Source organism: Nonomuraea sp. 10N515B (genome assembly GCF_052245915.1).
Classification (GTDB): domain Bacteria; phylum Actinomycetota; class Actinomycetes; order Streptosporangiales; family Streptosporangiaceae; genus Nonomuraea.
Map to the genome: position 1 here is coordinate 92,344 of NZ_JBQQBQ010000021.1, position 21,383 is coordinate 113,726.

Consider the following 21,383-nt stretch of genomic DNA (forward strand, 5'->3'; position numbering starts at 1 on the left):
CCATCACTCCGGTTTCTCGGTCACTCCTGCCGAGTCGAACGTGGCCACATCGTGCATCACCCGCACGGCCGCGCACACCATCGGATGGGCGAGCAGCCCGCCGGTGCCCTCGCCGAGCCGCATCTCCAGGTCCACCAGGGGGCGCAGCCCGAGGTGGGTGAGCGCGGCGGCGTGGCCGGGCTCGGCCGAGCGATGCCCGGCGACGCAGTGGTCGGGCGCGGCCGGGTCCAGCGCGGCGGCCACGAGGGCGGCGGCGCCGGCGATGACGCCGTCCAGGATCACCGGGACGCGGGCCGCCGCGCCGCCCAGGATGAAACCCGCGAGGGCGGCGTGCTCGTAGCCGCCGACGGCGGCCAGCGCGCGCAGCGCCTCGCTCGCGGAGGACACGTCGGCCGGCAGCCCGTTCATCCGCAGGGAGTCGCGGACGACGGCCACCTTGCGGGCGTGCGTCTCGTCATCGATCCCGGTGCCCCTGCCGGTCACCTCGGCCGCGTCCTTGCCGGTGAAGACGGCGATCAGGGCGGCGGAGGCGGTGGTGTTGGCGATGCCCATGTCGCCGGTGATCAGGCAGCGCGCCCCCGAGGCCACCAGGTCGCGAGCCACCGTGATCCCGGCCTCCAGCCCTCTGACGGCCTGGTCGACGGTCATGGCGGGCCCCTGCGACAGGTCGGCGGTGCCGTACCCGATCTTGTGCTTGACCAGGCCGGGCGCGTCGGGCAGGTCGGCGGCGACGCCGACGTCGACCACGGTCACGGACACGCCGGCCTGGGCGGCGAAAGCGTTGGCGACCGCGCCGCCGGCCAGGAAGTTGGCCACCATCTGCACCGTGACCTCCTGCGGCCACGGGGTGACGCCGCGGGCGTGCACGCCGTGGTCGGCCGCGAAGATGGCCAGCGCCGCGGGAGCGGGCATGGGCGGCGGGCAGAGGCCCGCAGCGCCCGCGAGGCGGATCGCGAGCTCCTCGAGGGCGCCGAGCGAGCCGCGGGGCTTGGTGAGGCGATCCTGATGAGCACGGGCCTCGGCGACCGCCACCGGATCGGCGGGGCGGATCGCGGCGAGCGTCTCAGCGAGCATGGCGTACCTCCACTGACAGGCCTTCGGGGTGGGAAGGCTGAGGGGATGAGGTCGGAAGGCCTACGGAACGAACTGGAGCGCTTCCTCGTATCGGTCGATCACGACGTCGGCCAGGGTCTCGCAGTCGCCGATCACCTCGGCGCAGCGGATGTCGAGATCGGGATGTCCCGCGCCGTAGGCCAGCGCCTGCGCCCACACGCGCTCCAGCATGCCGCCCGCGAACAGCAGGTAGGGCACGACGATCACCCGCTTGGCCCCCAGGCGGCGGCAGCGCTCCAGCCCGCCGGGCACCCCCGGAGGAGTGACCGACACGAACGCGGTCTCCACGGTCATGAAGTCGTAGGCGTGCATCTCCCAGAACAACCTGGACACCCGGTGGACCTCGGCGTTGGCGGCCGCGTCCGTCGAGCCCTCGCCCACCAGGACGACAGCGGTCTCGCCCGGCTCCACGTGCAGGGACTCCTCGACCAGGGTGTCGACGGCACGCAGCCGGGGCCGGGCGCCCACGAGCTCGAGCGGGCGCGCCGGCTTGGAGATCTCGGCGGCGGCCTCGTTGAGCCGCTCGGCCAGCAGCGCGAGCACCCGGGGGTCGGGCCCGAGCGGGCGGCCGTAGTCGTACATCAGCGTCGGGTGCCGCTTCTGCTCCAGCTCCATGGCGGCGCTGAAGTCGTCGCTGACCCGGCTGAGGCTCAGCGGCAGCGCCACCAGGCGGTGATGCCCCCTGGCGACCAGGGAGGCGACGGAATCACTCAGCCGCGGCGTGGCCCGCTCCAGGTAGCCGCCGGAGACATCGGCGGCCAAATGGTCGAGGCGGCAGCGGAGACGGTGGACGAACCTACCGAACTCCGCAGCGTAGGCGTCATCGTGCGAGCCCTGCCCGATCAGCAGGAGCGGCGGCTTCATCGTGAGGGAATCTCCATTGCGGGGGACAAAGTCACGAGAGGATAACCGATAGGCCCCGGTACGGAACAGGTCACGCTGCGTGCAATGGCGTCGCATGCACCACGAACACGGGGTCCGCGGTGGTCAAACGGTGCGAGCCGTCGGGGTTGAGCGTCAGCTTCGAGGCCAGGATCTGGGTGCCCTCGCCCCGGTAGCCCTGCTCGCGCAGCCGCTCCAGCACGGCCGAGACCTGCTCGATCTTGTTGAGCGCGCACACCAGCGAGCGCGGGCGGCGCGCCGCGCAGGCCACGACCACGTCCGGCCCGCCGCCGCCCACGAACACCGCGTCCGGGTCGGGCAGCGGCTCCAGCGCCGGCGGCGCCTGTCCCCTGGTCAAGGCCACCTTCACACCGTGCTCGAGCACGTTGGCGCGCAACTTGGCGCACAGAGACTCCTCGCGCTCGACGGCCACGACGGCCGCGCCCATCCTGGCGCATTCCACGGCGATCTCGCCGACGCCGGCGCCCACGTCCCACACCAGGTCACCGAGCCGGGGGCCCAGCTTGGCCAGGATGTACGCCCGCGCCTCCGCCGGGATCCTACTCTCGAACGGCAGCGCCCACTCGGCGGGACCCGGCTGCGCCCCGGCCACCCAGCTGTGCTCCTTGGGCTGGTGCAGCGGGTCGATGACGAGCACCACGTCGGGATCCTTCCACGGCCGGGTCGTGGCCTCGCCCATGCGGCTGTGCGTGACCCGCTCGTCGGGGCCGCCGAGGTCCTCGCAGACGATCAGCGCGCGGGGCGTGGTGGGGGCCAGTTCCCTGGCGATCTCACCGGGGCCCACGCCCGGCGCGACGAGCAAGGCGACCTTGGGATGGGCCCGGCAGGCGTTCACCGCGCGGTTGAGCTGGTGCGGGCCGGCCGGGGCGACGACGAGCGCGTCCTCCCAGTTGAGCCCGGCGCAGGCGAAAGCCCGCGTGACCAGCGCTTTCGCGGGCAGCACCTCGGGTTTGATGCCGTGCGCCCGCAGCGTGCGCACGACGCCGAAGAAGCCGGGATCGCCCTCCGCGATCACGACGGCGGATCCTTCGCCCTGTTCGAGGTGGTCGTCGAGTGTCTGGAGCAGCGACTCGTCGGCCGCGGTCTGCGCCGTCAGCGTGAGCTGCCCGACGATGGCGTCGGGGCCCACAACGAGCCTCGCCTCGTGCAGCCGGTCCACCGCCTTGGCCGACAGCTCGGATCCGTCCCAGCCGACAACCGTGATCATGGCGCCTCACTCTCCTCCACCTCAAGGGTGACGGTTGCGGACGGGTTTCACAAAGGGTGCAAGGGTCAGTCCGGTATGCCCCCGGGCCAGGTCGGAGCGGAGAGCGGTAGCTTGCGTAACCAGCGGAGCCCCGTGCGAGCGCGACCATACACACAGAGCGGCCGCTCGCCCTAGACGAGATCGGAGGGGACGAGGCTGAAGACGACGAGGTCCTCGCCGGCGAGGCTGGCGCGGGCGACGCCCTCGCGGGTGAACCCCGCCTTCTCGGCCACCCGCTGGGACTCCGGGTTGCCGACGGCCGCGCGCAGCTGGAGCCGGTCGAAGCCCTGGCTCTCGAACAACCAGCGGGCGACCGCCAGCACGGCCTCACCGGCGTAGCCGCGGCCGCGTGCCCATGGGGCCGTCATGTAGCCGACCTCGGCTGTCCGGTTCGTCCAATCGATGTCCCTGAGGTCCACGTTCACGGCGAACCGACCGGTCTCGACATGCACGGCCGCCCAGCCGATGCCCGCGCCCCGCAGCCGGAGCCGCTCGACGCTCTCGATGAACGTCCGCGCGTGCTCCTCGGTGTAGCCGCGCGGCACTCCCGTCCTGGCCTGGGTGAGCGGGTCCGCCGCGGTGGCGGCCAGGTCGGGCACGTCGGCGGGCGCGAGCGGGCGCAGCAGCAGCCGCCGGGTACGCAGCTCCGCCCGGGGCAGCGTGGGAGCCGGGCGGCGGCCGTCGCTGCGCAGCAGGCCGAACACGACCAGATCATGCGGGCCGTCGTCCTCCATGACCGCGGAACGCAGCACGCCTTCCCAGGTGAAGCCCGCTTTCTGGGCCACCCGCAGCGAGGCGGCGTTGTCCAGGTTGGCCGTCAGGTCGATCCTGCGCAGCTCGGTGGTCTCGAACACCCACTCGACCAGCCCGCGCACCGCCTCGGTGGCCAGGCCGCGGCCCCGGTAGAGGGGGTGCACGCCGTACCCGACCTCGGTCGTGCCTACGCTCCATGAGGTCTTGAACAGGCTGATGGCGCCCACGACGACCCCGTCGACGTCCGTCATGGCCAGATGGACGCCCTGACCTGACTTGCGGAGCTCGTGCACGCCGTGCGCCAGCCACGGGGCGACGCCGGAGACGTGGAAGGGGGCGCCGGGCGGGAGGAACCGTACTCCGGACTCCACGATCGACCGGATCCGGGCGGCGTCCTGAGGGCCGAACGGCCGCAGTGTGAGCCGGGCCGTCACGATGCTGACGTCGGGATCGAACACGGTCGGCAGGGTACACACTCGCGATGTTTGCCCACGAAAGCGGGGGTAGGGGCGCAGTTGAGAGGAGTGAGGGAACGATGGAACAACGTGGGAGCGACAAGCACGGCCCCCGTCTGGACGACCAGCAGAAGCACGAGACCAAGGGCATGGTCCGCGGCGGCGGCACGACGCACGCCGAGGAATGGAAGGAGCCCGAGGACATGCCGGCGCCCGGTGAGAGGTCGGAGCAGTCGTACCCGCCCGGTCACGAGCCCGGCACCCCCGAGGGAATCACCCAGCGGGGCGTCGACGTCCGTAGCGACCTGGCCAAGTGGCTCAGCGACTGCAAGTGGCCCGCGTCGAAGGACGACCTGGTGAGCCATGCGGAGCGTGCGGGCGCGCCGGACCGGGTGGCGGACATGGTCGGGTCCCTCCCCGATCGCCGGTACGCCAACGTGGCCGAGGTGGCGAAGGCACTCGGGCTCGGCGTGGAGAAGCGGAGGTGGTGACCGGTGCGGCTGGACTTCATCCGACCGCTGTACGAGAGGCGTGGCCCATACGCGTCGGTGTACCTGGGTGCGCTCACCGGTGCCGAGCGGGAGAAGCAGTGGCGTGCCATGCGCGACCAGCTCGACGGGGCCGACTCGGCCACGCTGGACGCGCTGGAGGTCGAGGCGAAGCAGGCCGCGGCCGGGCGGGCCTTGTTCGCCACGCACGGTGAGGTGGTACTGGCCGAGTCGCTGTTGCGGGCGCCGTACGAGCTGGCCGTGTGGTCGCCGCTGCCGCACGTCACGCCCATGCTCATGCAGCGGGGTGAAAACGTGCCGCACCTTCGCGTGATCGTGGACCACGCGGGCGCGGAGGTGACGGTGTTCGGGGGCGGGTCGCCGCGCCGGACCATCGTCGAGGCCGAGGAGTGGCCGCTGCAGAAGACCGCGCAGGGCGGCTGGTCGCAGAAGCGGTACGAGCGGGCGGTCGACGAGACGTGGGAGAAGAACGCGGTGGCCGTCGCGCACGAGATCGACGAGCAGATACGCCGGATCGGCGCGGACCTGATCCTGGTGGCCGGCGAGCCGAAGTCACGCTCGTACCTGCTGCACCATCTCGGCACCAAGTCCGCCGACCGCGTCCTGATGGTCGAGCACGGCAGCCGCGCCGACCACGGCCAGTTCGAGAAGGACGTGGAGAAGGCCCTAGACGACTGGCTCGACCGCAGGCGGGCCGAGCTGCTCGAACGCCACCAGGAGGCGTCGGGCCCAGTGGGTGTGTCCCGCGTCGCGCACGCCCTGCGCGAGGGCCGGGTGCACGCGGTGCTCTCGCCAGGCGAGCTGCCGAAGCCCGTCTGGACCGGCGAGGGCGGCACCCAGCTCGCCACCGACCCGGAGGAGCTGCGCCGCTGGGGCGTGGACGACCCGGTCCAGGAGCGCGCGGACTCGGCGCTGGCCAGGGCGGCGGCGATGACGGACGCCGAATTGTGGTTCACCGACGACGTCAAGGACGTGGCGGCCGTACTCAGGTACTGATGATCACTTCCAGCGTTCGGGGGCCGTGCACGCCCTCGACCCGGTTGAGCTCGATGTCGCTGGTGGCCGACGGGCCGCTGATCCAGGTCAGCGGGCGTGCCGGGTCGAGCCTGGCGATGGCCTCGGGAACGCCGGAGACGATCTGGTCGGCCCTGACCACACATAGGTGGTAGTCGGGGACCAGCGTCTGCGCCCTGGCCCCCTGGCCGGGGCCGTGGTCGAGGACGATTGTGCCGGTCTCGGCGATCGCCACGGCGCAGCTGGTCACCACGCCGTCGGCGGTGTTGAGATCCTCCCACCCGTCGCCGCCGGGCCTGATCACGCGCCGTCCGGCGACGAGTTCGTCGATCTTGGCGGGCACCTCCGCCGCGGGCAGGACGTGCACGATCGCCCGGTAGTCGTCCACGCGCTCGGCGAACAGGCCAACGAGATCCTCCACCTGCTGCGTCGTACGGTAGCCGCGGGGAATCTCGACGTCCTGCGCCCCGGCGACGGCTCTGCCGATCCTGGCGAGAATCTCGTCACGCGCGCTCATTCCGCTCCCACCAGTCTCTGAAGGATTCTTCCGGGATGTCGGGGATGTCCCTGGTGTCGGTCCACGCCGACAGCGGGCCCGGCAGCCGTTTCGGCACCAGCTTGCGCAGCCGGGTGGCCGCACGCTGGGCCTTGGCCAGCCGGGTGTGGTCGTTGAAGATCCAGCCGGCGACCTTCATGCCGGCCCGCTCGGCCGCCGCGTGCGGGGCTTTGGCCCGCAGGTCCACCAGGACCTCCGGGATGTCGATGGCCACCGGGCAGACCTCGTAGCAGGCGCCGCACAGGCTGGAGGCGTACGGCAGCGAGGCGTCCAGGTCCGAGCCCATGCCACGCAGCTGCGGCGTGAGGATCGCGCCGATCGGGCCCGGATAGACCGAGCCGTACGCGTGACCGCCCGCCCGCTCGTAGACCGGGCACACGTTCAGGCAGGCCGAGCAGCGGATGCAGCGCAGCGCCTGGCGGCCGACCTCGTCGGCGAGCACGTCGGTGCGGCCGTTGTCGAGCAACACCAGGTGGAAGTCCTGACCCTCCACCGCCCCCGTCCACATGCTCGTATAGGGATTCATCCGCTCGCCTGTGGAGCTGCGCGGGAGGAGCTGGAGGAACACCTCCAGGTCCCGCCAGGAGGGCAGGAGCTTCTCGATCCCGACCACGCTGATGAGCGTCCGCGGCAGGGTCAGGCACATGCGGCCGTTGCCCTCCGACTCCAGCACCACGAGCGTGCCGGTCTCGGCGACCATGAAGTTGGCGCCGGAGATCGCGACTTTGCTCTTGAGGAACCGTTCGCGCAGGTGGAGCCGGGCGGCTTCGGCCAGGGCGGGCGGGTCGTCGGTCAGGTTGTCCGGGACCTTGGGCATCTTCTCCAGGAAGATCTGCCGGATCTCCGAGCGGTTGCGGTGAATGGCGGGGACCAGGATGTGGCTGGGGAAGTCGTCGCCGAGCTGCACGATCAGCTCCGCCAGGTCCGTCTCGTACGCGGTGATGCCCTCCGCGGCGAGCGCGTCGTTGAGGTTGATCTCCTGGGTGGCCATGGACTTGACCTTGACCACCTCGGTCTCGCCGGTGGCCTTGACCAGGTCCGCGACGATGCGGTTGGCCTCGGCCGCGTCCCTCGCCCAGTGGACCGTGCCGCCCGCCCTGGTGACGGCCTCCTCCATCTGGACCAGGTAGCGGTCGAGGTTGCGGAGCGTGTGGTCCTTGATCGCCTTGCCGGCCGCGCGCAGCTCCTGCCAGTCGGGCAGCTCGCCGACGACGCTCGCCCGCTTGCCGCGAATGGTATGGGTGGCTTTGCGGAGATTGAAGCGGAGCTGAGAGTTCTGTACAGCTTTTTCAGCGTTTTTTGGGAAATTTCCGGGCATGCCGAGGAACGTGGCGCTCATTGGGCCTCCTCCGTTGATGCGAGGATCTCGGCCAGGTGCATCGTCCTGACCCCGGTCTTCTGGCGGCTCAGGGTGCCGCCGATGTGCATCAGGCACGAGTTGTCCGCCGCGCACAACACCTCGGCACCCGTGTCCAGGATGCTGCGGGTCTTGTCGGCGCCCATCGCGGCGGAGACGGCCGGATTCTTGACCGCGAACGTGCCGCCGAAGCCGCAGCACTCCTCCGCCCCGGGCAGCGGCACCAGCTCCAGGCCCCGGACGTGCTGGAGCAGCCGCGTCGGCCGGTCACCGAGGCGCAGTCCGCGCAGCGAATGGCACGTCGGGTGGTATGTCACCCGGTGTGGGAAATATGCGCCGACGTCCTCGACCTTCAGCACATCGATCAGGAACTCGGACAGCTCATGCACCTTGGGCACGACCTCGGCGATCGCCGCCGCCCCCTTGCTGCCCGGGCGCGCCAGCTTCGGGTACTGCTCGCGCACCATGGCCGCGCACGAGCCCGACGGCGCGACGACGGCGTCGTAGCCGGCGAAGACTTCGGTGAAGTGCCGCGCCAGCCGCACGCCCTCCGCGCGGTAGCCCGTGTTGACGTGCATCTGGCCGCAGCACGTCTGGGCGGCGGGGAAGTCCACGTCGCAGCCGAGCCTGCGCAGCAGCGACACGACCGCCTTTCCGGTGCCGGGGAAGAGCGTGTCGTTCACGCACGTGATGAACAGGGCGACTCGCACGGCTCTCCTTCCAAGGTATGGTCTGACCACAGTATGGTCCGACCATATCAGGAGGCTCTTGTGGAGGGCTGGCGGCCGGTCAAGCGCACGCGGACGTTCGAGGACGTGCTCGCGCAGATCGAGCGGCGCATCGCCGAGGACGGCCTGACGGCCGGCGACCGCCTGCCCGCCGAGCGCCAGCTCGCCGAGCAGCTCGGCGTCAGCCGCTCGTCGGTACGGGAGGCCATGCGCGTGCTGGAGACGCTCGGCGTCGTGTCCTCGCAGGTGGGCCGGGGCCCGGACGCGGGCGCGGTGCTGATCTCGCGCCCGGACTCGGCACTGACGGACCTGCTCAGGCTGCATCTGGGGCTGGCGAGCCTGGAGCTGCGCGAGGTGATCGACACCCGGCACATGATCGAGCAGTGGGCGGCCTCCCGCGCCGCCGCGGCGCGGGCCGACACCTCGGCGCTCGCCGCCGCCCTTTCCGGGATGGACGAGGCGCGGACGGCGGAGGAGTTCGTGGAGCACGACACGGCCTTCCACTGTGCGATCGCGGACGCGTCGGGCAACCGGCTCATCGCCGCCATCATGCGCTCGCTCCGCGACTCGATGCGAAGGTATGCGGTCGAAGCGGTCGAGCGGCTGGGCGACACGTCGATCCTGCGCGCCGACCACGTACGCATCCTGGAGGCCATCGAACGGGGCGAGGCGGACGAAGCGGCCCGAGCCGTCTCCGAGCACCTGGCGCACGCGTACCCATCCCTGTTCTCGGGCGGCCGCTGACGCTTCCGGACGATCCATGCTGGATCCGGTCGCTGTCGTGGCAGGCGGAGATCATGGGGGTGTCATTCCCGCATGTCGGCCTGCCTACAGCTCACCCCCGAGCACGCCACCATCCCCGCCAGCCGCCCATCAAGACCGGTCAGCAGGGCGGGATCGGCGCTGCCCGCCAGGTTCCGCAACTGGTACGGATCCGTCTGCAGGTCGTACAACTGCCGCTCCCCCGTGTCGTACCGCACATACGTGTACCGATCGGTCCGCAACGCCTGATAAGCCGGCACAGGCGTCTGCTTGGCCGACGCCCGGTTGGTCGGCCTGGTGAACTCGACCAGCACGTTCTTGCGCCACTCTCCCGGCGACCGGCCCCGCAGCAGCGGCACCAGCGAGCGCCCCTCCGCGAACGCCGGCACCGCGGCCTTGCCGAGCTCAGCGACCGTGGGCGCCAGGTCCACTGTGGCCCCCATGCGCGAGATCGTGGAACCCGGCGCGACACCCGGGCCGCGCACCACGAACGGGATCTTGATCGCCTCCTCGAACGGGGTGGTCTTGCCCTGCGCGAGCCGATGCGTCCCGAGATGGAAGCCGTTGTCCGAGGTGAAGATGATGTAGGTGTTGTCCAGCCGCCCGGCCTCCCGCAGCGCCTCGACGACGGCACCGACGAGGTCGTCCACGCCGAGCATGGCCCGCAACCGGGCGCGGAAGCGCTCGTCGATCGCGTCGATCCTCGGCTGGTCGAGCAGGGGCAGGCTCTGCATCCACAGCGGCTCGGCGCTCACGTCCTGCTGGTTGAACGACGGCGTCCGCGGCGCCATGGCCAGCGGGAACGCCCCCGCGTGCTGCCAGGCGGGGTTGGCTGGGTTGTGCGGGGCGACCGGCCCCAGGTACAGGAAGAACGGGCCCTCGGACTCGGCGATGAAGTCGCGGCTCTTGCGGGCCAGCACGTTGGACAGGTAGTCATCCTCGGTCCAGCCGTAGTCGGCCAACGCGCCGTTCTCGTTGAGCCGGTAGCCGTACTCCTCGTAGAGGTTGCGCACCGGCACGGCCCACTCGTCCCAGCCGGGCGGCACGTACGTCTCCTCCGCGGCGCTGCCGGGGTAGTGGTTGAGGAACTTGCCCATCAGCGCCGTGCGGTACCCGGCACCCTGCATCCACGTCCCCAAAGTAGAACGTTCCAGACCTTGGGCATGGAAGCGGTCGAAGCCCCCTTCCGGCGCGGTATTGGTGAGAACTCCATGGCTGTGCACGTACTGGGAGCGCAGGATCGACACCCTGGACGGACAGCACCACGAGTTCGTCACGAAGAACCGGTCGAACGAGGCGCCCTCGCGCACCAGGTGCTGGGTGATGTTGGGGAAGTACGCCAGCGTGCCCGCCTCGAGGTCGTCGACCACGATGACGACGACGTTCGGCCTGGACACGCTCGCGGCCGCAGGCGGCTCGGCCGCCGGGAGCAGCAGAAAGAGCGAGAGCAAAAGGCAGGCAACGCGACAGAGACCCTTGACCACGGAGTGTGACTTCCCCGGAAGATCCTCCATTGACACCCGCGCCCGCCACAGCCGTAATAGAACTTAATTCCGGAGGTGTCCTATGAAGCTCGGGCTCCAGTTGGGTTACTGGCAACGCCACGCCGACGACGCGACCGAGACAGTGCTCGCGGCCGAGCGGCTCGGCTACGACTCGGTGTGGACGGCGGAGGCGTACGGGAGCGACGCGTTCACGCCGCTGGCCTGGTACGGAGCGCGTACCAGCCGCATCAAGCTCGGCACGTCGGTCGCGCAGCTCTCCGCCAGGCCGCCCGTGACGACGGCGATGACCGCGATGACCCTCGACCACCTCACCGGCGGCCGCCTGCTGCTCGGCGTGGGAGCCTCGGGCCCGCAGGTCGTGGAGGGCTGGTACGGGCAGCCGTTCGCCAAGCCCCTGGCCAGGACGCGTGAGTACGTCGAGATCATGCGCAAGGTATGGCGCCGCGAGGAGCCCGTGACGAGCGAAGGCCCGCATTACCCGCTGCCGCTGGCGGGCGGCCTGGGCAAACCGCTCAAGCTCATCACGCATCCGCTCCGCTCGGACATCCCCGTCTATCTCGGGGCGGAGGGCCCGAAGAACGTCGCCCTGGCCGCCGAGGTGGCCCAGGGATGGCTGCCGCTGTTCGCGTTCCCCGCCAAGATCGAGGAAATGTACGGGGAGTCGCTGGCGGGGGCCTCCGAGGGCTTCGACGTGGCCGCCATGGTGATGGTGATCGTCTCCGACGACGTGCGGTCGGCGCTGGACGGCGTGAAGCTGATGCTCACGCTGTACATCGGCGGCATGGGCGCCAAGCACCGCAACTTCCACGCCGACATCATCGGCAGGATGGGCTACGCCGAGGCCGCCGAGCACATCCAGGCGCTCTACCTGGCCGGGCGGAAGGACGAGGCGTTCCGGGCGATCCCGGACGAGCTGGCCGACGGCATCTCGCTCGTCGGCCCGCCCGGCCGGATCAAGGAACGCCTCGAGTTGTGGCGCAAGAGCCCGGTCACGAGCCTGCTGGTGATGGGACCGCGCGACGAGCACTCGCTGAAGCTGATCCGCGACCTCGTCCTGGGGTAGCACCGCGTCAGTCCTGGGCGAGGCCGGGGCGTGGGTCCGGGGTCAGTCGGGGCGCGGAGCCGGGTCGGCGGTGACCGATCTGAGCAGCGGCCTGCTCATGGCCCCCGCCCCGATCACCCCGGCGAACCCGGCGACGACGCACGTCACCAGCGTGATCACCCCGACCGCGCTGACCTGGCCCATCATGAACGGCGTGGCGCAGAACGCCCCCACCAGGATCGCCCCGCCGCCCATCACGGCCAGCGGGATGAGCGTCTCCGCCCGCCGCGCCCGGTCGAGCACCTCCAGCGGGGTGCCGGCCAGCCGCAACAGCCCGTACGTCTGCCGCCGGTCCAGGATCGACGACGCAGCCGTGATGCCCGCGCTGGCGATGGCCACCAGGAACGACACCGACAGCACGACGATTGTGCCCACGCGGACGTCGGCCAGGATGCCGATGCCGAACCGCTGGTCGTCCGTCTCCGTCGTGGGCGTGCGGCCGGGGACGAGCCCGGCGAGCGCGGTGCGCGCCCGGTCCACCGTTGGCGCGTCCGCGGAGCTGCCCAGGGCGGCGACCACGGTCTGCTTCGACGCCTGCACGGTGGCCGGCACCTTCGCCGCCGCCAGCCGCTCGCGCGCCTGCTCGGTCACCTGCTCCGCCCGCCCGGCGGGCGCCGTGACGCGGAGCTGGGGAGGCGCGGCGGCATCCCCGGTGAACGCGTCCGGGCTGAGCAGGCCGAGGAAGCCCGCCACGAAACCGGTCAGCGCGACGCCGCTCACCGTGCGCCAGGCCGAGCGCGGGTCGTCCACCAGCCTCCGGCCGGCCAGCAGCCGGGCCGGGCCACGTGCGGTGCCCGCCGTGATCCTGCCGATCAGGCCCACCACCCAGGGGCCGACCAGGTTGACGCACAGGAACGCCAGGGCGAGCGCCACGGCGACGATCGCGACACTGGTGCCCCTGGTCAGCATCGGGAAGACGGCCAGCACCACGAGCAGGACGAGCACCCGTACGAACCGCAGGGCGGGCGGCGTCTCCCGCTTGGCCACGCCGAGCGGGCTCACCACGACCCGGCGCAGCCCGGCCACCGCCGACAACCCCACCAGCAGCGGCACCGCGACCAGCACCCCGGCGAGGACGAGCGGGCTCGGGAACAGGTCGCCGGCGAACCACGGCCCGCCCTGCATCTCGATCCCGGCCAGCAACGGCACGGCCAGGGCGAAGGCCGCGGCGCCCGCGAGGGCGCCGGCCAGCGCCACGATCATCGCCTCGGCCACCGTCATCGCCACGACCTGCCCCGGCGTCGCGCCGACCAGCCTGAGCGCGGCGAGGCGCTGGTCGCGCCTGGCCACCGTGAGCCTGGCCGCGGCGCCGCCGAACACCAGCAGCGGCACCACCATGAGCACGCTCGCGACGAGCGCGAGCGCCTTGTACGCCTCCGCGTCCTCGCTCGGTGTGCCGGCCAGGCTCGACACCCTGGTCGGCGGCTTGGCGATGATCCAGTCATCGCTGCGGGGCGCGGTCATCTCCAGCGCGTCCGGCGCGTGGCCGACGACCGCGACCAGCTCGTCCGGGTGGACCAGCGCCTCGTCCCCGAGGATCCCGCGCGGATCCGGGTAACGCTTGGCGAGCTGGTCGGCGGGGAGCTGCCTGGCCAGCTCGGCGAGCGCGGGCGACAGCCACACCTCGCCCGGCTGCGGGAAACGCGGCATTCCGGGCGGAGCGGGCACACCTGGTTTCATGGCGGCCAGGTCGACGACGGTGATCACCTGGTCGCGCACGTAGTCGAAGCGCGACGCCTCGATGGCGACCGCCCCCGACGCGGCGGGGACCGGGTTGCGCCAGGCGCCGCGTTCGGCCCTGGCGTCGAAGGCGGAGTTCGCGGCCACGGCGAACAGCAGCAGCGCCGTGGACACCGCGACCGCGCCCAGCGTGAGCCAGGTGCCCAGCAGGCCCCTGCGACCGCCGCCTTTGAGCAGCCGCCAGGTCAGCTCGAGGTTCACGCGGCCCTCCCGCCCGCCGCTCGCGCCCCGTGCGGTACGCGGGTCATGCGCGTGCTCCGGTCGCCAGGAGCAGGCCGTCGCGGACCTCGACCGTGCGGTCGCACCAGGCGGCCACGTTCAGGTCGTGGGTGACCACGATCAGCGAGGCGTCGTTGTGCTTCGTGGCCTCGACCAGCAGGCGCATCGTGTCCTGCCCGGTCTGCTGGTCGAGCGCACCCGTGGGCTCGTCGGCGAACACCACGGCCGGCCTGCTCACCAGCGCCCTGGCGATCGCCACCCGCTGCGCCTGGCCGCCCGACAGCTCGCCCGGGCGCCTGGACTCCATCGTGTGCAGGCCGAGTGGCGCGAACCAGGCGCGCGCCTGCCGTACCGCCTGGGCCCTGGGCACGCCGCCCAGCATGAGCGGGAGCGCCACGTTCTCCTCGGCGGGCAGCTCGGGCAGGAGCTGGCCGAACTGGAAGACGAAACCGAAGCGAGTACGGCGCAGCGCGCTGCGTTTCCGCTCGCCCATCGCGTCGATGCGCTGCCCCAGCAGGTGCACCTCGCCCACGTCCGGCTTCATGATCCCGGCCAGGCAGTGGAGCAGGGTCGACTTGCCGGAACCGCTCGGCCCCATGATCGCCACGGCTTCACCGGCCCGTACCGTGATGTCTACGCCGGCCAGGGCGACCGTCTGCCCGAACCGCTTGGCCAGGGCTCGTCCAACAAGCACATCGTTCATGACGTCCAGGGTCCCGGCGGGCCGGGAGCGGGGGATCGGCCGTGCGTCCATACCGTCATCGGCCGAACGGCTGATCTCTAGAGTTGGGGCGTGACTATTCGGGTTCTCATCGCCGACGATCAGCAACTGGTACGCACGGGCTTCCAGATGATTTTGGACGCTCAACCTGACATGGAGGTGGTCGCGGCGGTGGCCGACGGAGCCGAGGCCGTCGCCGAGGCGAGACGGCTGCGGCCGGACGTGTGCCTGCTCGACATCAGGATGCCCAAGCTCGACGGGATCGAGGTGACCAGGATCCTGGCCGGTCCAGGGGTGGACAATCCGCTGCGGGTGGTCATCGTCACGACGTTCGATCTGGACGAGTACGTGTACGGGGCGTTGCGCTCGGGCGCGACCGGGTTCCTGCTCAAGGACAGCGGGCCCACGCTGCTGATCGAGGCGGTCAGGGCGGCCGCGGCGGGTGACGCGCTGGTGTCGCCGTCAGTGACGGTACGGCTGCTGCAGCATCTGACCCAGCCCCGGCGCGCCATGCTCCCGGCGAACGACCCGCTGACCGACCGCGAGCTGGACGTCGTGCGGCTGGTGGCCAGGGGACGCACCAACCAGGAGGTGGCCGCGGAGCTGTTCGTGTCCCTGTCGACGGTCAAGACGCATCTGGGAAACGTCCAGGCCAAGCTCGGTGTCAGAAATCGGGTGGGAATCGCAGCTTGGGCGTGGGAATCCGGCGTGGTGAGCTGATTAACGACGGGGCTCCCGGGATAGAAGTGAATGAGAACCTCAGCGCATGGCCCGGGGGGAGAACATCGTGCGCTACACCCAGGCATCGCCTACGAGAGCCGCCTCTGCCGTATACGTGACGCTCGCCGCGCAGGTCCTCTCCCTCGCCGCTCTCGTGATCTTCGAACACACCCGCGGGCACCGGCTCGCCGCCCAGCTCGCCGAGTTCGGCGGGCGGCCGCACGGGGCCGACGCGGAAGCGGTAGTGGGGGCCGTGACGGTGTTCGCGCTGCTGATGATGCTGGTGGCGGGCACGTCGATCGCGGCGGGCGCCGCCTACGTGACGTGGCTGGTGCGGGCCAGGCAGGCCAACGACCGCTCGGCCCCGACAGGTCCGGTCGCGGCCGCGTGGCTGATCCCCGGCATGAACCTGTTCGCTCCTGTGGTGCTGGTCGACGAGGTGTGGCGGGGCGCGAGGCCGCCCGCAGGGCAGCGAGGGCGATGGTTGTCGCTGCTCGCGGCGTGGTGGCTGAGCTGGCTGGCGATGCTCGCGCTGATCACCGTCCGGCTGCCGCTCGACGCGTCCGCCGGGGATCTGACAGGGGTGGGGGTGCTGGAGCTGGGGTGCGCCGCTGTGGCGGCCGTCTTGTGCGCGTGCACGGTGCGGGAGCTGACCCGGCTGCAGCGTGCCGCCCGCTCTCCGCTCGCCACCATCCGCACGTTCTCCCACGAGTCCCATCCAGCCCCGGGCTCCACATCGCTCGGTCGCACCAGCTGACCGCCGCCAGGTGCGGCACTGCGCCGATACCGCCTTGTTGGCCGATCTCGATGACCGGCTGGCGGGGATGGTGGCGCGCTCGGGCTGCCCTCCGGGCACGTTCCCGTGCCACCTCATGGTTAGCGAAGGGAAAGTCCCGGCCGAGGTGCTTGTCGTAGTCCTTGATGTGGTTCCTGAGCTTGCGCCCGACTCTGACCTGGTCACAGGCGGTGACGCAGTCCTCGAAGTGATAAAGAATCCATAGCTCGAAGCAAGGCAGGGAGACCGCTAGGTTGACGTGCCCTCTACGCGCCGTGATCAGAGCCTGCTCGAGAGTCTTGTGTTCGTCGACGTCGACGACGCACCACGCCTCGTCGTAGGTGATGTTGGCATCCCGCTGAGCGCGCGCTTCTTACACTTTCACACGGCTCTACGAAGAGATTCCCTGCAAGTCGGCGTCTAAGCGCGTGAGGGTGCCAGAACTCCGCACCGAGCGGTTCTCGGCGAGATCAGGCGGCTGAGGGGCCGGAACTGCCTGGGCTGGCGTGCCACAGTCGCCGGGGCGGCGTGACGATGGCCGGGCCGAGGTCGGAGTAGGGCGACAGGCGGAAGCCGTTGGGGTATTCGATGCTGCGCCCGCTGACCCCCTCCAACTGCTCGTGCTCCTGGGCGAGCAGCGCGCGGACCGCGTCGATCCCCTGGGCGCGCCACAGCGCGTCCAGGTCCGCCAGGTTCCAGCAGTCCACCGCCCGCATCGACACCGCCCGCGTGCCCGTGCGCCGGACCACGCCCTTGGCCAGCAGGAGCCACGACCCGAAGACGGTGGCCGCGCACCGCCCCTGCACCGACTCGAAGAACGTCAGGTCGATCGGCCCGGTCGAGTCGTCGAGCGTGGTGAAGATGACGCGCTGGCCCGAGCGCACGGCAGGCGTCTGCGTCGCCACCTTGACCCCCGCCACCAGCACCTCAGCCCCGTTGCGCTGCGCGAGAAGATCCTTGGAACGTACCACCCCGAGCAGGTCGAGCAGCTCGTCGTGGAAGCTGATGATGTGCCGGCTGACGTCGATGCCGAGGATCTCCAGCTCGGCCTGGACCATCTCCGCCTCCGTCATCTCGGGCAACTCCCCCGGCGGCAAGTGCTCGGTGAAGCCCAGTGGGAGCTGCACGGAGGGCTTCTCCGGCGGGGAAGGGGGCGCGGAGGTGTAGCGCTTGGACGTGCGCGGACCGGACCGCACGCCGCTCGACGAGGCCCGCTCCAGCGCGCCGACCTGGGCGATCAGGTCGCGCCTGGTCAGCTCGCCGGGCCGCCAGCGCGGCCCGCCCGGGTGCAGGTCGTGCAGCGCGTCCAAGCCGCCGACCTGGACGATCCGCTCGATCGTGGGCCGCGAGGGGCGGGCGCGGTCCCAGAAGTCGGCCAGCGACGTGTACGGCTGCCCGGCGACCATCCGCTCGACCTCCGCCTCGCTCACCCCCTTGATCGCCGAGAACGGCACGCGCAGCGCGTACCCCTTGCCGATCTCCCCGATCCTGAACTCCACCCGCCGGCCTTCCGAAGAGCGCGCGCGGACGCGGGCGCGCGGCCCGAGCCGCTCCACCTGCCAGTCCTTGCCCGACTTGTTGATGTCGAGCGGAAGGATCTTGATCCCGCACTGCCTGGCCTCGTCGATGATGACCCGCGGCGGGTACATGCCGGGCTCGTGCGTGAGCACCCCGGCGAAGAACGCCGCCGCGTGGTGCCGCTTCAGCCAGGCCGACTGGTATGTGGGCAGCGCGAACGCCGCCGCGTGCGCCTTGCAGAACCCGAACGCCCCGAACGCGTCCAGCACCTGCCAGGCCCGCTCCACGGCCGCGTCGTCGAAGCCGTTGGCCTGGGCCAAGGGCACGAACGCCCGGCGCACCCGCGCCCGCCCCTCCGGCGTGTCCAGGGTGCGCCGCAACATCTCGGCGTACGACAGGTCCCGCCCGGTCATCTCCGAAATGATCTTCAGGACCTGCTCGTGGAACACCACGACGCCGTGCGTCTCCTTCAGCGCCTCCCGCAGCCGCTCGTGCGGGTAACGCGGCTGCCGCCACCCGTGCCTGGCCTCCAGGTAGGGAGTGACCATGTCGGAGTTGACCGGCCCCGGCCGGAACAGTGAGATGTCCACGATCAGGTCGTGCAGCGTGCGCGGCTCCAGCTTGGCCACCAGCTCCCGCTGGCCCGGCGACTCGATCTGGAAGCAGCCGAGGGTGCGGGCGGCGCAGATCATGTCGTAGGTGGTCTGGTCGTCGTGCGGGACGTACTGGATGTCGGGAGCGTCGCCGCGCGGGGTGTCCAGCTCGACCACGACGTCGTCCACGCGTTTGATCTCGTTCAGCGCGTACGCCATCGCGGACTGCATCCGCACGCCCAGCACGTCGAGCTTGAGCAGCCCGGCCTCCTCCACGTCGTCCTTGTCGAACTGCGACATCGGGAACTCCAGCAGGCTGCGCTCCACCGGCGTCCGGTCCCGCAGCCCCATGTTGCCGATCAGCACGCCGCACGGGTGCAGCGCGATGTGCCTGGGCAGGCCGTCGAGCTTCTCCGCCAGCCGGAACACCCGGTCCAGGCCCGCCTCGTTGAGCCGGCTGTCGCGCAGCTCGGGCAGGTCGTGCAGCGACGCGGTGATCTGCTTGGCCCTGATGTGCGGGAACGCCTTGGCGACCGCGTCGATCTCGTGCGGGGGCAGGCCCATCGCGGCGGCGACGTCGCGGATGGCGCTGCGCGCCCGGTAGGTCTCCATCATGGACACGCAGGCCACGCGGGCCTCGCCGTATTGATCGAAGATGGCCTTGTAGCAGTCGAGGCGGCGGGCCGACTCCACGTCGACGTCGATGTCGGGCAGCCCGATGCGGCCTTCGGACAGGAACCGCTCCATGAGCAGGCCGTGGTCGAGCGGGTTGACCTCGCCGATGCCGATGAGGTAGTTGACCAGGCTGCCGGCGCCCGAGCCGCGGATGGCGCAGCGGATGCCCATGCCGCGGATCATGTCGGTGATGCCGGCCACGGCGATGAAATATCCGGACAGGCGCTTCTTCTCGATGATGGCCATCTCGTCCCGGAGACGCCGCTCGGCGTCGGCCGAGCGGTCGAGGCCACGCCTGATCAGCCCGTCCTCGACGCGGTGGCGCAGCAGCGGCACCGGGTCGCGGCCGATCTCGGGCAGGTGCAGGTTCGGCGGGTCGTTGCGGAGCGCGAGCAGGTCCAGCGGCTCCATCGAGCACGCCTCGGCCAGCCGCCTGGTCGTGTACAGCAGCCGCCCCACCCGCTCCTGGTCCGCGCCGCAGACCTTGGCCGCCACCTGCCACATCTCCTTGGTGCTCTTGAGGTAGGCGTGCGAGGTGGTGCGTTCGAGGTGGCGGGGGTGCAGCGGGACGAGCTGGCGGGCCGCGTCGAGCACGTCGCCGACCTGGTGATCGGCCGGGTCCAGGTAGCGCGCCGCGTTGGTCAGCACGGCGGGCACGCCCATGGACTCGGCCAGGCCGAGCATGCGTACGGCCGTGCCGGCGTCGCGGTAGCCGTATTGGTCGACCAGCTCGATCACGACGCCGGGCACCGTGGATCGCCACAGGCCGAGCAGCGTCCTGGCCTGCTCGTCGCGCCGCTCTGCCACCGCGCGGCCCACATCGGACCTGGGGCCGAGCAGCACGACCAGGCCGTCCTCGGCGCCGAACCCGTGGTCGCCGGCCTCGCCGGCCCATTCGCCGATCAGCTCGCGAGTGACCTCCGGCTTGCCCCGCTCGCCCGCGTGGTGGGCGGCCGTGACCAGGCGGCACAGGCGTGACCAGCCGCGGCCGCGGGCCAGCACGGTGATCCGGTCCTCGGCGTTCGGCCCGGTCTTGGGGCGGGGGGCGGGAATGCCGGGAAGCAGCGACGGGGGCGGGGTGGTGAGCGCCAGGTTCACACCGAGCACCGGGGCGATCCCGGCCGCGGCGCACGCGAGGGCGTGCTTGATGGTGCCGTAGAGGCCGTCGCGGTCGGTCAGCGCCAGGATGTCCATGCCGAACTCGGACGCCCGGCTCACCAGCGCCTGCGGGAAGGCGGTGCCGTAGCGCATGGAGTAGGCGGAGCACACGTTGAGGTGCGGGAACGGGGGCGCCATCAGTCCCACGCCCTCAGCAGCAGCCAGCCGTTGCCGGCGGTGTCGTAACGCAGCTCGTAGGAGCCGACCTCGCGTCCCGGGCTGGCCTCCACCCGCCAGAACTGGCGCTCACCGGGATCGCCCTCGCCGGTCTTCCACCACTCGCGCGCGACCACCCAGTGGTCCAGGACACGGCGAACGAGATAGAGCCGGTCGCGCCAGACGAACTGGGTCGGCTCCCCGTCCCTGGTCCACACCTCTATCGGATCGCCATAGAGTCTGCTCAAGTCGCTTCTCCCCGCGGCTCTGGTCCTCTGTCTGAGCCACCCGGGGGAAGGCGGGCGCTTATAACTCGAACATATGTTCTCCGGCCCTAGATCGCAAGTCGATCGCCTGCCGCACGAGCGGGTTCGCGCCGATCGAGTTGCGGATGCTGAAGGCCACGCTGCCTGCGCGGTAACGGTCGTCGGAGGTCTCCACGGGGCGGCCCTCGTGGGTGGTGGTGGTCCTGCGCTGGCGCAGCAGCGGGCTGCCGCGGCGCACCCCCAGCAGGCGGGCGTCCTGGACCCCGGCGGAGACCGCGTCGATGAGGTGCTCGCCGTAGGCGAACACGAGCCCGATCGCCTCGTACAGCGCCTCGGTGACCGACTCGCAGTCGGCGGGCAACCCCTCGACGGCGGGGGCCACCCACTCGGCGTACACCGTGCGCTCGACGAGGACGGGCTCGCCCTCCAGTGTGCGCAGACGCAGCACCTCCAGCACCTCGCCACCGCCCAACCTGGCGGACTCGGCGGCGCTCGCCCGGCGGCGGTGCTGCTCGATCACCTGGCCGCCGAAGCGGTAGCCGCCCGCGCGCGCCCACTGCGCGAAGCTGTGCAGCTCGGCGAAGCTCTGGCTGCGCGCGGCGCCGAGCACGATGCGCCTGGCGCCCTGTCTGGAGCCGACCAGCCCCTCGGCGAGCAGTACGGCCACCGCCTGCCGCACGGTGCCGCGCGCCGCGCCGAATCGCCCGGCCAGCTCGGCCTCGCTGGGGAGCTGGGAACCGACCGGGTAGGCGCCGAAAAGGATCTCTTCCCGCAGCTCATCGGCGATCAGTTCATAGCGCGCAACCAAGGCCGCCCCCTCCCATTCACGAAAGAGCAAC

Annotated in this window: 19 protein-coding genes and 1 pseudogene; 6 read left to right on the forward strand and 14 right to left on the reverse strand. The window is 71.3% G+C overall.

Annotated elements, in window-relative coordinates:
• Window positions 1-3 precede the first annotated feature (3 nt).
• The 4 genes from cobT to ACTWQA_RS29075 form a co-directional block, all read right to left on the reverse strand.
• Window positions 4-1,074 carry a nicotinate-nucleotide--dimethylbenzimidazole phosphoribosyltransferase gene (cobT, locus tag ACTWQA_RS29060; RefSeq protein ID WP_305915219.1) on the reverse strand — a complete coding sequence of 357 codons (1,071 nt, stop codon included), beginning with the start codon at window positions 1,072-1,074 and terminating at the stop codon, window positions 4-6.
• Between the two features lie 60 nt (window positions 1,075-1,134).
• Window positions 1,135-1,977, reverse strand: a complete 843-nt coding sequence (locus tag ACTWQA_RS29065) for a sirohydrochlorin chelatase (RefSeq protein WP_443162236.1) — start codon at window positions 1,975-1,977, stop codon at window positions 1,135-1,137.
• A gap of 70 nt (window positions 1,978-2,047) precedes the next feature.
• Complete coding sequence (locus tag ACTWQA_RS29070) at window positions 2,048-3,223, reverse strand: bifunctional cobalt-precorrin-7 (C(5))-methyltransferase/cobalt-precorrin-6B (C(15))-methyltransferase (protein ID WP_443162237.1); 1,176 nt, start codon at window positions 3,221-3,223, stop codon at window positions 2,048-2,050.
• 170 nt (window positions 3,224-3,393) lie between these two features.
• Window positions 3,394-4,473: a GNAT family N-acetyltransferase gene (locus ACTWQA_RS29075; RefSeq protein WP_443162238.1), complete on the reverse strand. Its 1,080-nt coding sequence runs from the start codon at window positions 4,471-4,473 to the stop codon at window positions 3,394-3,396.
• A gap of 77 nt (window positions 4,474-4,550) precedes the next feature.
• Between ACTWQA_RS29075 and ACTWQA_RS29080 the strand changes: the two genes are divergently transcribed.
• Together ACTWQA_RS29080 and ACTWQA_RS29085 are read left to right on the forward strand one after the other, a co-directional pair.
• Window positions 4,551-4,961, forward strand: coding sequence for a DUF2795 domain-containing protein (locus ACTWQA_RS29080; protein WP_443162239.1), 411 nt, complete (start codon window positions 4,551-4,553; stop codon window positions 4,959-4,961).
• A gap of 3 nt (window positions 4,962-4,964) precedes the next feature.
• A complete protein-coding gene (locus ACTWQA_RS29085) occupies window positions 4,965-5,975 on the forward strand; it encodes a baeRF2 domain-containing protein (protein ID WP_443162240.1) in 1,011 nt (336 codons plus the stop codon).
• Here ACTWQA_RS29085 and ACTWQA_RS29090 read toward each other — a convergent pair.
• The 3 genes from ACTWQA_RS29090 to ACTWQA_RS29100 are packed head-to-tail and all read right to left on the reverse strand — an operon-like array spanning window position 5,965 to window position 8,616.
• A complete protein-coding gene (locus ACTWQA_RS29090) occupies window positions 5,965-6,510 on the reverse strand; it encodes a LutC/YkgG family protein (RefSeq protein WP_443162241.1) in 546 nt (181 codons plus the stop codon). The genes ACTWQA_RS29085 and ACTWQA_RS29090 overlap by 11 nt on opposite strands.
• Window positions 6,497-7,888 carry a lactate utilization protein B gene (locus tag ACTWQA_RS29095; RefSeq protein WP_443162242.1) on the reverse strand — a complete coding sequence of 464 codons (1,392 nt, stop codon included), beginning with the start codon at window positions 7,886-7,888 and terminating at the stop codon, window positions 6,497-6,499. The genes ACTWQA_RS29090 and ACTWQA_RS29095 overlap by 14 nt, the downstream gene beginning before the upstream one ends.
• Window positions 7,885-8,616, reverse strand: coding sequence for a (Fe-S)-binding protein (locus ACTWQA_RS29100; RefSeq protein WP_443162243.1), 732 nt, complete (start codon window positions 8,614-8,616; stop codon window positions 7,885-7,887). Before ACTWQA_RS29100 ends, ACTWQA_RS29095 begins: the two co-directional genes overlap by 4 nt.
• Before the next feature lie 60 nt (window positions 8,617-8,676).
• Here ACTWQA_RS29100 and ACTWQA_RS29105 point away from each other — a divergent pair, with 60 nt between their 5' ends.
• On the forward strand, window positions 8,677-9,378 hold the full coding sequence (locus tag ACTWQA_RS29105; protein WP_443162244.1) for a FadR/GntR family transcriptional regulator: 702 nt from the start codon (window positions 8,677-8,679) through the stop codon (window positions 9,376-9,378).
• A gap of 62 nt (window positions 9,379-9,440) precedes the next feature.
• On the opposite strand, the gene ACTWQA_RS29110 is transcribed toward ACTWQA_RS29105, so the two are convergent.
• A complete protein-coding gene (locus tag ACTWQA_RS29110; protein ID WP_443162245.1) occupies window positions 9,441-10,847 on the reverse strand; it encodes a sulfatase family protein in 1,407 nt (468 codons plus the stop codon).
• A gap of 115 nt (window positions 10,848-10,962) precedes the next feature.
• Here ACTWQA_RS29110 and ACTWQA_RS29115 point away from each other — a divergent pair, with 115 nt between their 5' ends.
• Window positions 10,963-11,964 (forward strand): LLM class F420-dependent oxidoreductase, encoded by a 1,002-nt coding sequence (locus ACTWQA_RS29115; RefSeq protein WP_443162246.1) that lies wholly within the window; start codon window positions 10,963-10,965, stop codon window positions 11,962-11,964.
• A 42-nt stretch (window positions 11,965-12,006) separates the two neighbouring features.
• Here ACTWQA_RS29115 and ACTWQA_RS29120 read toward each other — a convergent pair whose 3' ends face one another.
• A complete protein-coding gene (locus ACTWQA_RS29120) occupies window positions 12,007-13,944 on the reverse strand; it encodes an FtsX-like permease family protein (protein ID WP_443162247.1) in 1,938 nt (645 codons plus the stop codon).
• A gap of 43 nt (window positions 13,945-13,987) precedes the next feature.
• Window positions 13,988-14,665, reverse strand: a complete 678-nt coding sequence (locus ACTWQA_RS29125; protein WP_443162248.1) for an ABC transporter ATP-binding protein — start codon at window positions 14,663-14,665, stop codon at window positions 13,988-13,990.
• A 90-nt stretch (window positions 14,666-14,755) separates the two neighbouring features.
• Here ACTWQA_RS29125 and ACTWQA_RS29130 point away from each other — a divergent pair, with 90 nt between their 5' ends.
• Complete coding sequence (locus ACTWQA_RS29130; RefSeq protein WP_443162249.1) at window positions 14,756-15,403, forward strand: response regulator; 648 nt, start codon at window positions 14,756-14,758, stop codon at window positions 15,401-15,403.
• A gap of 46 nt (window positions 15,404-15,449) precedes the next feature.
• A complete protein-coding gene (locus tag ACTWQA_RS29135) occupies window positions 15,450-16,160 on the forward strand; it encodes a DUF4328 domain-containing protein (RefSeq protein WP_443162250.1) in 711 nt (236 codons plus the stop codon).
• Window positions 16,161-16,251: 91 nt separating this feature from the next.
• On the opposite strand, the pseudogene ACTWQA_RS29140 reads toward ACTWQA_RS29135, so the two are convergent.
• The 4 genes and pseudogenes from ACTWQA_RS29140 to ACTWQA_RS29155 form a co-directional block, all read right to left on the reverse strand.
• Window positions 16,252-16,527, reverse strand: a pseudogene (locus ACTWQA_RS29140) (RloB family protein); the annotation flags it as partial.
• Window positions 16,528-16,648: 121 nt separating this feature from the next.
• Window positions 16,649-20,260 (reverse strand): DNA polymerase III subunit alpha, encoded by a 3,612-nt coding sequence (locus ACTWQA_RS29145; RefSeq protein ID WP_443162251.1) that lies wholly within the window; start codon window positions 20,258-20,260, stop codon window positions 16,649-16,651.
• The gene (locus tag ACTWQA_RS29150; RefSeq protein WP_305915238.1) at window positions 20,260-20,526 is read right to left on the reverse strand and encodes a DUF6504 family protein; all 267 of its coding nucleotides are present in this window, start codon (window positions 20,524-20,526) and stop codon (window positions 20,260-20,262) included. The genes ACTWQA_RS29145 and ACTWQA_RS29150 overlap by 1 nt, the downstream gene beginning before the upstream one ends.
• Window positions 20,527-20,584: 58 nt before the next feature.
• Complete coding sequence (locus ACTWQA_RS29155) at window positions 20,585-21,352, reverse strand: GntR family transcriptional regulator (RefSeq protein WP_443162252.1); 768 nt, start codon at window positions 21,350-21,352, stop codon at window positions 20,585-20,587.
• Window positions 21,353-21,383: the final 31 nt, after the last annotated feature.

Bases quoted from the DNA above. Each gene is read 5' to 3' on its own strand.
- ACTWQA_RS29070 (WP_443162237.1), bottom strand. From the start codon at position 3,223: ATGATCACGGTTGTCGGCTGGGACGGATCCGAGCTGTCGGCCAAGGCG.
- ACTWQA_RS29095 (WP_443162242.1), bottom strand. From the start codon at position 7,888: ATGAGCGCCACGTTCCTCGGCATGCCCGGAAATTTCCCAAAAAACGCT.
- ACTWQA_RS29125 (WP_443162248.1), bottom strand. From the start codon at position 14,665: ATGAACGATGTGCTTGTTGGACGAGCCCTGGCCAAGCGGTTCGGGCAG.
- ACTWQA_RS29135 (WP_443162250.1), top strand. From the start codon at position 15,450: ATGGCCCGGGGGGAGAACATCGTGCGCTACACCCAGGCATCGCCTACG.
- cobT (WP_305915219.1), bottom strand. From the start codon at position 1,074: ATGCTCGCTGAGACGCTCGCCGCGATCCGCCCCGCCGATCCGGTGGCG.
- ACTWQA_RS29065 (WP_443162236.1), bottom strand. From the start codon at position 1,977: ATGAAGCCGCCGCTCCTGCTGATCGGGCAGGGCTCGCACGATGACGCC.
- ACTWQA_RS29080 (WP_443162239.1), top strand. From the start codon at position 4,551: ATGGAACAACGTGGGAGCGACAAGCACGGCCCCCGTCTGGACGACCAG.
- ACTWQA_RS29090 (WP_443162241.1), bottom strand. From the start codon at position 6,510: ATGAGCGCGCGTGACGAGATTCTCGCCAGGATCGGCAGAGCCGTCGCC.
- ACTWQA_RS29115 (WP_443162246.1), top strand. From the start codon at position 10,963: ATGAAGCTCGGGCTCCAGTTGGGTTACTGGCAACGCCACGCCGACGAC.
- ACTWQA_RS29145 (WP_443162251.1), bottom strand. From the start codon at position 20,260: ATGGCGCCCCCGTTCCCGCACCTCAACGTGTGCTCCGCCTACTCCATG.